The 13,506-nt window shown below is 54.6% G+C and carries 21 protein-coding genes and 2 pseudogenes; 5 read left to right on the top strand and 18 right to left on the bottom strand.

Translation table 11 applies throughout. The features are described from left to right. Window positions 1-22: 22 nt before the first annotated feature. Window positions 23-937: a DUF7351 domain-containing protein gene (locus LIX15_RS20995; RefSeq protein WP_227777309.1), complete on the bottom strand. Its 915-nt coding sequence runs from the start codon at window positions 935-937 to the stop codon at window positions 23-25. A gap of 142 nt (window positions 938-1,079) precedes the next feature. On the opposite strand from LIX15_RS20995, the gene LIX15_RS20990 reads away from it, so the two are divergent. Next, window positions 1,080-1,271, top strand: coding sequence for a DUF8118 domain-containing protein (locus LIX15_RS20990; protein WP_227777308.1), 192 nt, complete (start codon window positions 1,080-1,082; stop codon window positions 1,269-1,271). A gap of 210 nt (window positions 1,272-1,481) precedes the next feature. Here LIX15_RS20990 and LIX15_RS20985 read toward each other — a convergent pair whose 3' ends face one another. The 6 genes from LIX15_RS20985 to LIX15_RS20955 form a co-directional block, all read right to left on the bottom strand. Then, window positions 1,482-1,904, bottom strand: a complete 423-nt coding sequence (locus LIX15_RS20985; RefSeq protein ID WP_390184834.1) for a pyridoxamine 5'-phosphate oxidase family protein — start codon at window positions 1,902-1,904, stop codon at window positions 1,482-1,484. Between the two features lie 175 nt (window positions 1,905-2,079). Next, window positions 2,080-2,910 (bottom strand): SDR family oxidoreductase, encoded by an 831-nt coding sequence (locus LIX15_RS20980; protein WP_227777519.1) that lies wholly within the window; start codon window positions 2,908-2,910, stop codon window positions 2,080-2,082. Beyond that, entirely contained in the window at window positions 2,907-3,839 is a 933-nt protein-coding gene (locus LIX15_RS20975) for an SDR family oxidoreductase (protein ID WP_227777306.1), read from the bottom strand. The genes LIX15_RS20980 and LIX15_RS20975 overlap by 4 nt, the downstream gene beginning before the upstream one ends. A gap of 54 nt (window positions 3,840-3,893) precedes the next feature. Beyond that, window positions 3,894-4,547: a helix-turn-helix domain-containing protein gene (locus tag LIX15_RS20970; protein ID WP_227777305.1), complete on the bottom strand. Its 654-nt coding sequence runs from the start codon at window positions 4,545-4,547 to the stop codon at window positions 3,894-3,896. Window positions 4,548-5,090: 543 nt separating this feature from the next. Next, window positions 5,091-5,480, bottom strand: a complete 390-nt coding sequence (locus LIX15_RS20960; RefSeq protein ID WP_227777304.1) for a hypothetical protein — start codon at window positions 5,478-5,480, stop codon at window positions 5,091-5,093. Between the two features lie 30 nt (window positions 5,481-5,510). Then, window positions 5,511-5,903: a hypothetical protein gene (locus tag LIX15_RS20955; protein WP_227777303.1), complete on the bottom strand. Its 393-nt coding sequence runs from the start codon at window positions 5,901-5,903 to the stop codon at window positions 5,511-5,513. 29 nt (window positions 5,904-5,932) lie between these two features. On the opposite strand from LIX15_RS20955, the pseudogene LIX15_RS20950 reads away from it, so the two are divergent. After that, window positions 5,933-6,025, top strand: a pseudogene (locus LIX15_RS20950) (IS5/IS1182 family transposase); the annotation flags it as partial. Between the two features lie 158 nt (window positions 6,026-6,183). Here LIX15_RS20950 and LIX15_RS20945 read toward each other — a convergent pair. After that, window positions 6,184-6,768, bottom strand: coding sequence for a LysE family translocator (locus tag LIX15_RS20945; RefSeq protein ID WP_227777302.1), 585 nt, complete (start codon window positions 6,766-6,768; stop codon window positions 6,184-6,186). A 622-nt stretch (window positions 6,769-7,390) separates the two neighbouring features. On the opposite strand from LIX15_RS20945, the gene LIX15_RS20940 reads away from it, so the two are divergent. Continuing rightward, window positions 7,391-7,711, top strand: a complete 321-nt coding sequence (locus LIX15_RS20940; RefSeq protein ID WP_227777301.1) for a hypothetical protein — start codon at window positions 7,391-7,393, stop codon at window positions 7,709-7,711. Window positions 7,712-7,844: 133 nt separating this feature from the next. Here LIX15_RS20940 and LIX15_RS20935 read toward each other — a convergent pair whose 3' ends face one another. Further along, the gene (locus tag LIX15_RS20935) at window positions 7,845-8,102 is read right to left on the bottom strand and encodes a hypothetical protein (protein WP_227777548.1); all 258 of its coding nucleotides are present in this window, start codon (window positions 8,100-8,102) and stop codon (window positions 7,845-7,847) included. 12 nt (window positions 8,103-8,114) lie between these two features. On the opposite strand from LIX15_RS20935, the gene LIX15_RS20930 reads away from it, so the two are divergent. Both LIX15_RS20930 and LIX15_RS33330 read left to right on the top strand, forming a co-directional pair. Continuing rightward, window positions 8,115-8,264 carry a hypothetical protein gene (locus tag LIX15_RS20930; protein WP_227777547.1) on the top strand — a complete coding sequence of 50 codons (150 nt, stop codon included), beginning with the start codon at window positions 8,115-8,117 and terminating at the stop codon, window positions 8,262-8,264. After that, window positions 8,261-8,605 carry a hypothetical protein gene (locus tag LIX15_RS33330; RefSeq protein ID WP_368410704.1) on the top strand — a complete coding sequence of 115 codons (345 nt, stop codon included), beginning with the start codon at window positions 8,261-8,263 and terminating at the stop codon, window positions 8,603-8,605. Before LIX15_RS20930 ends, LIX15_RS33330 begins: the two co-directional genes overlap by 4 nt. Window positions 8,606-8,636: 31 nt before the next feature. Here LIX15_RS33330 and LIX15_RS20920 read toward each other — a convergent pair whose 3' ends face one another. From LIX15_RS20920 to LIX15_RS20880, 9 genes and pseudogenes are all read right to left on the bottom strand, one after another. Continuing rightward, window positions 8,637-9,140, bottom strand: coding sequence for an SRPBCC domain-containing protein (locus LIX15_RS20920; RefSeq protein ID WP_227777300.1), 504 nt, complete (start codon window positions 9,138-9,140; stop codon window positions 8,637-8,639). Between the two features lie 12 nt (window positions 9,141-9,152). After that, window positions 9,153-9,488 (bottom strand): annotated as a pseudogene (locus LIX15_RS20915) (SRPBCC domain-containing protein); the annotation flags it as partial. Between the two features lie 12 nt (window positions 9,489-9,500). After that, a complete protein-coding gene (locus LIX15_RS20910; RefSeq protein WP_227777298.1) occupies window positions 9,501-9,692 on the bottom strand; it encodes an SRPBCC family protein in 192 nt (63 codons plus the stop codon). Beyond that, entirely contained in the window at window positions 9,689-10,279 is a 591-nt protein-coding gene (locus tag LIX15_RS20905; protein ID WP_227777297.1) for a dihydrofolate reductase family protein, read from the bottom strand. Before LIX15_RS20905 ends, LIX15_RS20910 begins: the two co-directional genes overlap by 4 nt. Window positions 10,280-10,287: 8 nt before the next feature. After that, window positions 10,288-11,034: an SDR family NAD(P)-dependent oxidoreductase gene (locus LIX15_RS20900; RefSeq protein WP_227777296.1), complete on the bottom strand. Its 747-nt coding sequence runs from the start codon at window positions 11,032-11,034 to the stop codon at window positions 10,288-10,290. 94 nt (window positions 11,035-11,128) lie between these two features. Beyond that, window positions 11,129-11,578: an SRPBCC family protein gene (locus LIX15_RS20895; RefSeq protein WP_227777295.1), complete on the bottom strand. Its 450-nt coding sequence runs from the start codon at window positions 11,576-11,578 to the stop codon at window positions 11,129-11,131. A 1-nt stretch (window position 11,579) separates the two neighbouring features. Further along, entirely contained in the window at window positions 11,580-12,083 is a 504-nt protein-coding gene (locus tag LIX15_RS20890; RefSeq protein WP_227777294.1) for an SRPBCC domain-containing protein, read from the bottom strand. Then, window positions 12,080-12,418, bottom strand: coding sequence for an ArsR/SmtB family transcription factor (locus LIX15_RS20885; RefSeq protein WP_227777293.1), 339 nt, complete (start codon window positions 12,416-12,418; stop codon window positions 12,080-12,082). Before LIX15_RS20885 ends, LIX15_RS20890 begins: the two co-directional genes overlap by 4 nt. A 223-nt stretch (window positions 12,419-12,641) precedes the next feature. Then, the gene (locus LIX15_RS20880) at window positions 12,642-13,304 is read right to left on the bottom strand and encodes a helix-turn-helix domain-containing protein (RefSeq protein WP_227777292.1); all 663 of its coding nucleotides are present in this window, start codon (window positions 13,302-13,304) and stop codon (window positions 12,642-12,644) included. Between the last annotated feature and the right edge of the window lie 202 nt (window positions 13,305-13,506).

The raw sequence follows: 13,506 nt of genomic DNA, 5'->3' as shown, positions 1-13,506 counted from the left end.
CAGAATACTCGTTCTGTAATATCTAAGAAAACTCTGTGGAAATGGTCTGACCATTTCGGCCGATCGTCACCGTGAGCGTATCGTTCCCAGTCTCAAACTCGACTGCCACCTGGTATGGATCTTCGGATGTAACTGTTGTTTCCGTATCAAGTTTGTCCACTAATTGCCATGCTGGCATCTCTTCAGGGTTAATCCCATGATTATGGAGAAAACTAACAACAAGAGGATCATCCAGTAAGAGGCCAACAGGTACAGTTCCGATGAGGTCTTGACAGCGATCACAGAGTAATGACACGGGTGGCCCATCCGATAATGGTGGCTCTGTCTCCTCCTCAAAGGCTAGTGGAACCCCGTCGATGTTACCAACGTATGTCGTCATCGGGCCGGAGCAATTCGGGCAAATTCCACGACGCGCTCGTCCAAGCAGAGTTCGCAGATGCGTATCAACGATGCATGAGAGTTCTTCCTCGTCACGGTCTCCGAGAACGCCCGGTGGGACGCCAAAATCTGAGAGGCAATGGTCACACGCGGAACAAACCACATGTACCCGCTCGTCCTGGTAGCGAATTCGAAGACCACTATTGCACTCAGGGCAGGAACCTTCGGTGGGGACATCGAGATCGTTGCCAGGCGCATAGGTTCCCTCGAGAAGTGCACCAACAACGCGTGTTCCGGCATATCGCAGTTGATAGCCGTCGTCGGTTTGCGTGATGAATCGGTTTGTTAACTTCCCGAGGTGGTAATTGAATCGACCAGAATCAGCAACACCGACGCGCTCGCGGAGCACCTCAAACGGCACTGTTTTCTTGTTTCTGTCTTGCTGTGCTTCCCATAACGATCGAAGAATGGCAAGCCGGGTTGAATCTCCCAGGAGCGAAAATGCCTCTGCAGAGTTGAATTCTGCAGATGGCGAGTCATCTGATCGCTCGTCAGCCATGTCTGTTGGGTGAATGTCAACAGTCTTGGCCGTATCGATTAGATCTCGATGTAAGTAGCGTACTTTGAATTAGTGGGTATTAGTCGTCGACAGCAACGGCTTCCCTCAAATGACCATTCTACGAAAGCCATCAGATAAGCACATGGCTGTCGTCGCAACTGCGACGGAGGACGGAACGCTCGACGCATTCCCATCAGACGACGACAAAGACGAGCGTGTCAGTGGCCCGTACACTGGCTACGACAAGTACGGCACCGTCGATCACACATACTGGACATGTGAGAACTGTGGCGCGGAAGCCACCCGGAAAGGCGCACTCACAGACTGCTGCTAACCCCGTCTCACTCTTCCATTTATGCCACGCCAAACGACGCTCTCCGATGTTGTCCAGCGAACGCTGACTGAGTGCGCGGATACGACCGAATGCGCAGATACACCAACGCCTTCGGCGAAGCACCAACTCCAATTCTCCTGAGAAAGAGTTGTTCACATTATGTTTCGAACACACGAAATAGGTTCCCTTCTGTCGGTTCGCGAAATCGAATTAGTAAATCTCATATGAGACCGTGCCGATCTCAATTCGGAGAAGGTCGTTTGTCGGATCATCTCCTAAGTGATCGCGGTAGAAGGGATCCCAGGTCTCTTGATCAGAGCCGAGATACTTGGGATAGATGCGACGAGTTGCAGTATTAATTTGGTCAACATCACTGATCACGGTTGTCGTTCCAAGAAGTGTAACGTACCACTCAGAATCCCCATCAGTATCGTATTGAATTGAGATGGCTACACGGGAATTTTTCTGTGCATTTTCAAGCTTTCGTCCACTTGTTAGAATCTCTATTACCTCATCATCGTAGGCGTACCAGACTGGCGCAACATGTGGTCGATCATCCCGTGATGTAGCAAGATGAGCCATTAGCGGTGCGTCGGTAATCAGCGATTCAATGTTCTCAGGAACGGTCATCAATTGACTCTGTGTGTTCCGATAGCATGATATTTTCCTGAAGCAACTTTCAGTTACTTTTGAAGTAGTTCTCGGCTACAAGGTAGATTTTCTGCTGTCTAAATCATAAGCAGAAGTAGATACCCTCTTGGGACCTCACTCAATACTTCGTAGAAGCCCAGTAGAAGAAGCCGTCCGTTCATGCTAGCTCACCAGCCTGCGAGAGATTCCTCTCAGATCCGGTGTCCCACGGTTTCTCTTCGAGGAACTCCTCCCAGGTTCGATGCCCCACGGCCTGCTCGGGAGCTAGGTTAACGCCGTCCCGATACGCGTGGGCGGCCTTGCCCGGAAGTAGGATCGGCATGATCAGTCGCCGCCGATGACGGGCACGCAGGTACTCGCGGAGCAAGTCGGTCATGTCGTATACCTGCGGCCCACCCATGTCAGGCACCATGCCGGCTGGCTCGCCCAGCGCGAGTTCGACGAGCCGGGCCGCCACTTCATCGGCATCGACCGGTTGGAATTGGAAGCCAGCCGGGACCGGCATCACCGGCAGCTTTGCCATTCCCTCGGCCACCGTCAGTATCAGTTGATGAAACTGGGTGGCACGCAGGGTGGTCCATGGTATGTCGGAGTCGGCGACTACCTTCTCTGCTGCCTGTTGGGACGCGATGGGGCTGAACATGATGCGGCCGACAATGCTGTCAACCGGGATTTCATCGATGCCAACGATTGAGATGTACACCAAGTGCTGCACACCGGCTTGGGATGCCGCCTGCATTAGAGTGCGGGCCTTATCCTCGTCGCCCTTGACGCTGCTCGCGCAGTGCACGATGGTTCCGATACCGTTCACCGCGGCTTCGATCCCTTCACCGGTGTCCAGATCGCCGGTTACGAACTCGATGCCGTCCTTGGAGTCGTGGCTACGCCGGCTGAGCACCCGCACCTCACGGTCGGCATCCCGCAGACGTGAGACGACGAGGCTCCCGACCCTACCGGTGCCGCCGGTGACCAAGATAGGTGACGTCATGGCTTCTCCTGCCATGATTGCTCTCCTTCAGGGGTTTTGCGGTGTCTTTGCTGAATCGGAATGTTAGAGCTAACACCGGTTAGTTCAACACTTACGTCCCACAACCGCTTCCGCAATTCCGAATCGTACGATTTTGCTGCAGATTGTTTCGATTGCTTGTCGACGAAATACTCCCCGGTTATGCCTGTCACCTCTGGTGAGGCTGCGAGATACACGTATGTCTCGGCGCCCTTCTTGGGCGTTCGAACGAATCGTGCTGGGAGACGACTCAACACGTGGAATCCAAACTTCCAGTGCCACGGGAGATGCCGAGCGAAACTCGTTCCCGGAACAAGCCCCGGTTCTAGAGCGTTAACTGTAATCTCCGTGTTTTTGAGCTGATCAGCTAACTCGTACGTGAATAGTACTATCGCTAACTTTGACTGGCTGTAGGCATCCCACGCATCGTACTCCTTCCTCCCGTGTAGATCATCGAAATTGAGCTCCCCGTCGGCCTGGTATCCTGACGAGACATTGATAATCCGACTGGATTTTGCTGCTCGCAACTGCGGTAACAGACAGTGTGTCAGCAGGAACGGTGCCAAATAGTTCACCGCAAAGGTCATCTCGTAACCATCATCGGTGAGTGTCTGTTCAGTCTTTCCGAGTCCTGCATTGTTGATCAGCACGTCAAGTCGATCGTATCTCCCGGCGATTTCCTTGGCGAGGTGTCGAACTTCCTCTTGCGAGGAAAAATCAGCAATGAATAATTTGACTGCGTTAGTACCGTACTCCTGCTGAAGCTCTCTAACAACGGTCTCGCCCTTGCTACGGTCCCGACCAGTCACAAGTACAGTCGATCCCAACGATGCTAGCTTGCCGGCTACTTCCTTACCAAGTCCGTCGGTACCACCCGTGATGAGGACAGTCTTCCCATTCATATTGGCCATATGAGTATCATCGCCGTGCTCGCGAATCAGAATATGGATAATATGTAAACCTCTTTATATACTATCACCGTTGACTGCGTTGCCGATCACGTATTGCTGCGCACGCCGAAGCCGTTTTGAAACTGATGGTTTTGAAATACCGAGCTGTTCGCTGAGATCGTCGAGCGTCATCTGACGAGGGATATCGAAATAGCCGTGCTTGTAGGCAATTTCGAGTGTTTCCCGTTGTTTGGACGTTAGACCGGAAAGATCATCACTCTTTGATTTTGGCTCATAGAGGCTTTTAAGTTGGAATGACACACCGTATTCATGACAAGCGTTGCGAAATTGTCTAAGCGTATCCCGATTAGGAAAGTATGCCCGACTATTCCACTGTCCATTCAAGATTATAGTTCCCCCAGGAACTGCACCGAATTCATCAAAGGCAACTTTGAGCGGAAGAAGCATGGGTTTCTCCAACTGTATGTGATAATGTCGTTGTTCTGGAGAAGCTTCGAGTATTGAATGTGTCACCACCGTCTCGTCCTTTTCGAGCGCTGTCTCAAACATCTCGAATGAAGCAGCCTCCACCCAGCAAATAATAGCGAGATGATCTCTGTCTACGATCATCATTCTATCTACCTCTATTGTCGCCTGTGGTGCTGCCGCTATAGTGTCGCTCAACGGGAGACGTGAATCTCGCAGGTGAAACTCTGCGATGAGGCTCATACGTCCAGAGACACTCGCAATACAAATACCAGTTCGCTAAATTTCGGTGTCATCAATGGTGGGGAAGTAGATCAAGGACGTTACGGATACAGGGCATTTCGATGAGTTCGTCAACGAAATCACAGTATGTGGTCGTCTTCTTCACCTTTAGGCAGAGAAATGCCATGACTTTCCCAGGTCATAGTACAGCGAACCCAGACTTTGTTATGCACTTACAGCCAACCATTCCACGGCAATCGCGTTGATCGCACAAGTAGTATACAATAGTTCAACTTATAGAAATTCACCATCTCATCTCACCGAACATATTCCCAGTGGGGTTAGAGATTCAATCTTGAAATCCAAATTAGGTAGCAAGAAAGGCCAGAGTAAGTGATCGTGATTCGATGGGTTTACACTCCTATTCAGCATGAAGCTGATCTTCTACTGCCTAAATCCGTAAGCAGAAGTAGAATCGATCAAATCACCGCCCTCGGGGAAGTGCAAAATCTATTCCTGCCACGCACGGTGGTAAGTGAAAACTGGACGGCGTTCGTCTATGATCTACTCAAGCTGCTCTGCTACCTGCTGGCAGCGATCAATCCACAGTTTTTGATACACTTCTGGATTAAGTATACGTCCGCTTAGATCACTGACCGTTCGAAGCTCGGCATCTGCACACCAGGCAAAGCATTCGTGGTACACCTGTTTGTCTTCCTGCTCGAGAATGCTCTGTTCTCGTGTGACTCGTACTTGTTTGATTCCACCGAGATGAGCGACAAAAGCCCGCGTATGGCCATCAAGGAGATACAGCTCATCGCCATATTCTGCGATCGGAAGTGGATCGTATGAGGGATTGGCAAAATCAAACCACTCAAGGACAGCAGCGAGTTTTTGACTGCTGAGATAAAGCTGACTTGGACGCACTGTGTTAATCGCGAGGATTTGAACCATTGTATCGATATGTAGGTTTGTTTGCAGTATTTAGCGTTTTTCGAGTACTGCAGTGTATGTGCGCTCAGATCCGTGTCGTACGTCTACCACTTCCCATCCAGTCCCGACCGCTGCTTCTTGGAGTCGATCAGGACTAAACAGACGGAACAGGAGCGTCTCACTATCGTTCTTATACTCTGTATGGTAGACGCGGTACGCAAGCCCCGGTGTTGGGTCATCCCGGTACCCAATAATTACTGTGGTGGCAACTTGTTCTGGATTGTAGCCATGTATCAACGCGGTTCCATCGGACGTCGTCACAAATGCGAGATCGCCTAAGAACTTTCGAAGCCCGTGCATTGATTTGGTGAGGCCAACTTGCGTTCCGAAGGCGAACGCTGATTGAAAGCTGTCACGAGTAAAGTTCTCACGCAGCGTGAACATATCGACGTGGCGAGTATCATGTCGCAACCAAGCTGAAGATCGGTGCGTTCGTGCGATCACGCGTCTGGTGGAAGCAGTTCCGCGCACTCGTCATCAAATGTGTCGTTCATAACGTGGAACAAGGCTTCCCAATTTCACGCGGGCGCATGGATGTCCGCAATTGTAGGCGGAACTGGCTGTTGAATACAGAGAATATGTACATCTTCCAGATTATCCGCTCTATTTGACGGCGTCTGAATCGTTGGCCTAGACTTGATCAAATCGAAGGCTTCGGATACGCTTACATCGCGCTCCAAAGAGCGAGCAATCCGAATCCGACGATAACTACACCCGCCAGTTGAGTCACTCGGCGCATGACTGAGCGAGTGAATCGTGTACGGAAGAGACTCACACTAATACTCAGCGTGAGCCACCAAAGGGCCGAGCCGAGAAAGACACCACTGACCAGTATGGCGGCCTCAGCGTACTCACCGGACATGCCGACTCCGAGCCCGGTGAAGATGCCAATGAAGGCGAGGATTGTCACAGGGTTGGTAATCGTCAACAGGAACGTTGAGCCGTAGTCCCTGGCAAGTCCATGTACGTCTGAGGTGGTCACTGGCGTCTCTGCTGGCTCGGCACGGAACGACTGGACTCCGAGATACAACAACAGGAGCCCACCACAGACACGTATCGCAGTCTGGTGATCAAGCAGAAGCGACGATACCACAGTGATACCAAATCCTGCAATCGCTCCGTAAACGGTGTCCGCTGACGCTGCTCCGAGTCCACTAATGAAGCCCGAAAGTCGGCCTTTAGAAAGCGTTCGCTGGATGCATAGGACTCCAATTGGGCCGACCGGGGCTGCAATCGAGAATCCGAGCACGATACCCTGAATCAGGATGCCGATTGCCGATGTCGTTAATACACATCACCTCACGACCGTCTAAAGGCCGAACGGGGATAAGTAACTTTAGGAAACGAGGTGTCCTCACTGATCCCGGCGACATGATCCAATCTCATTAATGACCGATACGCGACGTCTATTCAGCATGGCTCTCAAAACCCATCATCGCAATAGGGGTTAACAGAATCATATGAGCCGACCATCTCCAACGCCATACTCTTGGCCATCACCGAATCGGCTCGATATGCAGTTCGATGCGACGAAGACGGTCCTGCACTTGATATCGTCTAGGGCTGCTACGGCGACGTCTATCCCGCGAGTCCAGCCCCTCTACGCGGTACGCACCAGCCTCGTTGTGTTTCTCGTCTTCCGTACAGTCGTCTGGTATATGGATACCGATACGGTCGATTTCGGCGGCCATGTGAGGGCCCCGGGCGTGAACGCAGAAACGACAGATTGAACACGAAACGGCGAGCGTCGAGATGAACCGGGTAGAGACGTTCCTATACCGGATGTTCGGATGCTCCAGTGGACTGCTCGGGCACCTCGGCGGACGGCTGATGTCAGGAGACGACAAGCGGGGGATAGCCGAGTGGTTCTCTTGGAACTCGACGTTGAGCCCATAGACCGCATCCTGAAAGTCGGCTACGAGCCGGGTCTCGACATCAAAGTTGCGACGGACGCCGGCCGCGAGCACGTCCGCTCACTCGTCGCCTTCTACGTCAGGGCGATGGGCAACTACTACGCAAATGTGGCCAGCGACTTCGGTTTCGACGAGGAGGTTGACACGATACAGATCAGCCGGACGAATGACCGGCAGCCCAGTGCCGAGGTCGCCGTCACCGACGAGATGGTGTCGGCGTTCGGCGCCACCGGTACGTCGCGGAGGCCACCGAGAGCTCCGAGCGGTTCGTCGACGTGAGCACCGACTCGCTGACCGCGTATATCCCAGCGAGGTGGGCCTCCGACGAACCCGTCCGCGAGACGATTACGCATCTCTGAGCTGGGGCATCCCCGTTGCTGTCCGTCAGTGCCGTCTCGTACAGGCGTATCGATCAGGAGAGGTCCTCGACCAGCGTCTCGATCACCTCGGAGCCCCCCGTTTCGACGTTCGAGCCGTGGCTGACGAGTACGGCGTCGAAGTCGTAGTCGAAAAGGATAGGAATGGTCGCCCGTATCTTCTCGTCGTCGCCGCTGAATCGTGGCTGAATGTCCGCTAGGTCGCCACTCCAGCCATCACTGGCGGCGAAAATGGAGTCGGCGCCCATGACCGTGTCGCCGGTAACGAGGACGTCCTCGTAACGGTACGACATGTTGTCCGGCGAGTGGCCGGGCGTCGAGTTGGTTTCGATGCCCCAGTAACGTTGGCCGGCTTCGAGTGGACGGTCGACGTCGATGTCCCCGTCTTCGAGGAGATACGCATCGCCGTCCTCGCCCGCTCCAGCGCCGTTTCGATCCCGTCCGTGACGAAGTGAAACGTCGTCCCGCTGTCCATTTCCAGCGGTTTGCGGGGGTGATGGGTGAGCACGAAGACCGGTCCGTGGAACTGCGGAGCCTCACTCCAGTGGCCCTCGAACGGATCCTCTCCCCACAAGCCCTCCTCGTTGCTGAACATCCGCCGGCCCATCACGTTGGCGCCGGCACGTTCTATCGACTCCGCGAAGAGTTCGTCGTCGCGATTAGTCTTGCCGCCTTCCTGACCGTGCATCTCGCGGAAGCTAGCCAGGTCGAACAGCCACTCGTGGAACCGCTCGCCGTCATCACCCAGCGGGTTCTCGGGATCATCGTTCGGTCCGACGATGTACCCATCGAGTGACATCGACATGTCAACGAAGACTTTCGTCACGTTACTCGCCTCCTCCGTCTCCACCGTTCGCCATGAACCCTACCAGACGGTCTAGCGTCTGATTCGCCGACTCGAATCCGCCGAATTCCTCCAGCCTTTTGCGGTCCGCAGCGGAGTCGAAGTCCATCCGGAAAGTCAGGTCGGTCCTGCCGCCGTCACTCTCTTCGAAGGCCACCGTCACCTGAAACCACAGGAAGCCGTTCTCTTCGTTTGGGGGGTGGGTATAGACCAGGCGCTCCGGTTCTACGATTTCGTCGTAGACGAACTCGTTATAATAATCTGCACCGTCGGGGCCGTGCATGACGAACCGCCAGACGCCGGCCGGCCGCACGTTCATCTCGTGGACAGTGTTGGTGAACCCGTTCGGGCCCCACCACTTCGCCACTTGCTCTGGATCGGTCCACGCTTTCCAGAGACGCTCTCGCGGAGTGTCGACTGTCCGCGTGATCCTCAGTTCGGTAGTCTCTTCTTCGATCGATTGGTCGTCGAGTTCGTTGTCAGTCATTGGCCATATCGGTTATTTCGCCACTAGGTAATCGGCGAGACGCTTCAGGGTCTGCTTTGCCCCGTCGTCGTCGCCAAACTCCACGGCTTCGTCGAATTCATCCATGGATCCGAAACGCATCTCCATGGTGAGTTTGCTCCCGCCACCGTCGGGCTCCTCGAAGGTGACCTCCACCCGGAACTGCTCGAGGTCGTCGTCGGACCCGTGGGTGTAGGTCAAGCGCTCGAGTTCCACAATCTCGTCGTAGACGATCCGGTTCTGGTACTCGTCACCCTCGTGGTCGACCATCACAAACTGCCAGAATCCATCTGGCCGAACCGCCATCTCGTCGGTCGTGGTCGTGAAGCCGTCCGGGCCCCATCACTGATCGACCTGGTCGGGGTCCGTCCACGCTTCCCAGACACGCTCGAGTGGCGCGTCGAACGCAGTGAGATGGTCTTTCGAGTAGCGCACCAACTCATCAGGACCCTCCCAGAATTGCATTTGCCACTCCGCTTGCTTATTGAAGACCCCATCGAGTGTGACCTTGTTTTCGACGACGAGTTTTCTCATGGTCCGTCTCCATTCAAGCTGACACGGAACCGGATATGGTTTGCTGAGGCGGATTCGGTCACGTCGATGATTTCCAGTTGGATGTGCTCGCCACCCAAATTCTCAAACATCCGAGTACCGCTTCCGAAGAGAACAGGCACGAGGTGAATCCCGATCTCATCAACCAGCCCAGCTGCGATGTATTGCTGGCCGATACTCGCGCCACCCATCACGCTGACAGTCTGATCGCCTGCAGCTGCCTTCGCCTGTTCGAGAGCGCTCTCAATGCCGTCGGTGACGAACGTGTACACGCCATCCTCAGGTACGTCTGAAGGCGCTTCGTGTGTGATAACGAACACCGGGCGGCGGGCAGGACCGGTCGGCCCATCCGATCCCCACCATGGAACGGAATCGTCGTACGTCTTGCGGCCCGCGATGACTGCTCCCAGGTCGGCGCTCGCTTCCTCGAGGATTTGACGGCCACTATCATCCTCAATCCACGCGTGCAGCTGCTGTCCGCCCTCACCTAACGGTTTCTCCGGAGTCTGGTTTGATGCGGTGATGAACCCGTCCAACGACATGCTGATATCGAATACTACCTTGCTCATCTGAACATCTACTCCATAATCGCGCCACAGGAGATGTTGACTTCAGTGGCGGTGATGGTGCGGGCTTGCTCGGAGGCCACGAAGGCTGCTACGTCCCCCACGTCGGCCAGTGTCGCTGCCCGACCCAGCAGAGTTGCCTCCTTCGTCGCAGCGGCGATCTCGTCACGGTATTCGACGTCGTCCGGGATGGACTCTGGCACACTGCCCGTTTTCAGGGTAACGACACGGATACCATGCGGTCCAAGTTCGACGGCCCACTGTCGACGAAGCCCCTCGATAGCGTCGAGGGCGACTTTGAAACCGCCCGTCCCAGGGGGTGCGTCGGGATTCGAGCCGCCGAACGTCAGTATGACCCCGGATTCGCGCTCGATCATGTACCGGGCGGCCGCCCTCGTCGTCAGGAACTGCGTCCGCATCGCGATCGTGATCGGCTGCACGAAATCCTCGACCGATAGCTCGGTCAGCGGCTCCTGGACATCCCCGATTCCGATGAGGTTGAACGAGATGTCGATGCGCCCGGTCTCCTCGACCACCGCATCGACGAACTTGTCGACGGCTTGATCGTCAAGGGCATCGACGACGGCGGTGTCCGCCTCGCCACCGTCCGAGCGAATGTCCTCGGCGACCTCCTCAAGCGTGGTTTGAGTGCGACCAGCGAGGAAGACCCTGGCTCCCTTCTTGGCGAAGGTGCGGGCGACAGCACCGCCGATAGATCCGCCTGCGCCGTAGATCACCGCAACCTTGTCGTCCAGCATCACGTCGATCCCCTCCTCGGGACTTGGGCGTACTCCGATGACGCCTCAATCGTTCGTGAGATGGTCAGGCTCGTGTCGGTCGTCTCTATTTCGGTCATGGCTCGACAAGTACCTCTGCCAGGTTGCCAAGGGAGTTCTCCCAACCCATCCCGGCACCTCCGACGGCATCCCCGTCCGGGAGTTGTTCGTGGGTGAGGACGATCTCGGTACCCTCCTTGGCGTCGAAGAACTCGACGATAACGCGACTGTCGACCTCGGCTTCCGGGAAGTTGACCCACCTGTCCGTGTAGACTATCCGCTCGTTCTCGATAACCTCCTCGAACGCACCGTTACTTCCGAACCATCCATCGTCCGTATGGAAGCGGATCGAGCGCTCACCGTTGGGCTCCGGAGCGAAGGTCTGGACCTCTGTCGTCACGTCGCCCGGTGCGGGAGCGAACCACTCCTTCAGCTCCTTGGGTTCAATGAACGCACGGAAGACGCGTTCGCGCGGCGCGTCGAATGCCCGCTGAATTGTCAGACTCGTCTCGTCGGTTTCGATCATCTTACGCCCCCTCGACCAGTTCCGCAAGATTCCCAAGCGAGTCGTTCCATCCTTCATTGGCGTCCTGAGGTGGGATGTTCTCGGGGATTCCTGCTTGCCGAGCGGTGACTTCAGTCCCGTCGGGAACCTCTTCGAAAGTGACCGTAGTCGTCATCTCGCCGGCCATTCCGGGATCGTCGCTCTCGAACGAATCGGTGTAAACGATCCGTTCGCCTGGGACCAATTCCTGGTAGGTTCCGGAGAACGTACTGGCGTACGGCTCCAGTTCCTCAACGTCGGCGTTGAACGACATGCGGAAGGTTCCCCCCTCCGTAGCGTCAAATTCGTGGATCACGGCGGAGAAGCCCTCTGGCGGGAGCCATGCGGCGAGTTCGTCGGGGTCGACAAAGGCTTCGTAGACTCTGGTTGGTGGGGCTTCGATCACGCGGTTGACGGTAATACTTCGGTCTTCGTTTGTGGTGGTTTCGTCCATCGATTTGCTTCCGTTATCAGTGGTATCTGTCATTGGTCTTCTTGCTCCAGATGGTCGGCCAACGCGTCGAAGCGATCCTCCCAAAAGACCCGGTAACGGGTCAACCAACCGAAGGCCGCCGAAAGCGGCGCCGCGTCGAGGTGACATTGCCGAACCCGCCCATCTTTCTTCATTTCGATCAGGCCGGCGTCTTCCAGTACGTGTAGGTGCTTGGAGACCGCCGCCAACGACACGTCATGAGGCTCGGCAACATCGCCGACGCTCTCGGGGCCGTTGGCTACCTGTTCGAGGATAGCTCGACGGATTGGGTGGGCCAGCGCCTGAAATACCGCGTCCAGGTCGAGGTCGTCCGGCACTTGTTCAACCATCCAGTTGAACGAACTACTGACGAGATATTAAACCTATGGGTTAAACAAATCTTTTGGCCGATTTGACAGGGAGGGCGGCTCTATCCCGATATAAATGCAACTACGCGTTCTATGTGGTATGGTGTGCATCTTCTGTTACCTAAAATACCATCCAGTAGAAACAATCAAATCGCTGTCCTAAGGGAAGTAGATTTTATTAATTAGTCAGGATTTAACTTTAGATCTAGATGTATAAAATAGTTTTATTCAGTTGATTTATATAGTTATAAATAACATCCTTGATAATAGTCGATTCAGCGCGATGAAGCACCCGGCTCATGGTTCCCTTTGTTACCCCAAGACCTATTGCGAGCTCAGTAATTGAACACTCACGCGGTGTCTCGTAGTAGCCACGGTCGACCGCTTCATCAAGTACTTCCCGTTGGCGCTTAGTGAGACGATCTATTGGGTCAGATGGCTGGCCAATCGAGATGACCCGATATGTAACACCAGCCGACTCCAACTCATCCTTGAACTGGGATATATTCTCGTCCGAAGCAGTGAACGTCGCAAAGATCCAGCCATTCCGAAGAACGAGAGGAGGCTTTACAAGGTTATTGGAGGCACGCGCGGCGTGGGACGGTGCTGGCTCATCGATCAGACACCGAATGAGTACCACCGTTTCACCAGTATGTAGAATCTCATACGAATGCAATTCCGTCATTTCGTCGAACGACTCGACGACGGACACGGGATTCGTTGTCTGTATTTCGAAAAGGACGCTCATGAGTGTCTCCTCTTTGATCCTATACGAATCTAGCAGCTGGAACTCAACGTCCGGGTAGTCACGTGAAACAGCGGCTATCTCTTCGTTAGATGGTTTGAGTTTCAGCTCCACCTCGGGCATAGGTTTTATTACTGGTCACCGGTACATGAGCGGTTCAACTCATTGCAACATGTTTTGATCAGATCTTATCATCTCTCCCCGAGATACATCCAAGCGGTAACCATGAACCACATCTCAGATATAAAAGTCACCGAATTATCGCGGCAGGGAGCTGTCGAGCTGCCTATTAGAGGAGAATTGCGTCAGGCTGACACCCTTGCTT

This window comes from Haladaptatus pallidirubidus, from assembly GCF_020700235.1.
In the GTDB taxonomy this organism is placed as follows: Archaea; Halobacteriota; Halobacteria; order Halobacteriales; family Haladaptataceae; genus Haladaptatus; species Haladaptatus pallidirubidus.
This window is presented reverse-complemented; position numbering and strand designations above follow the sequence as displayed.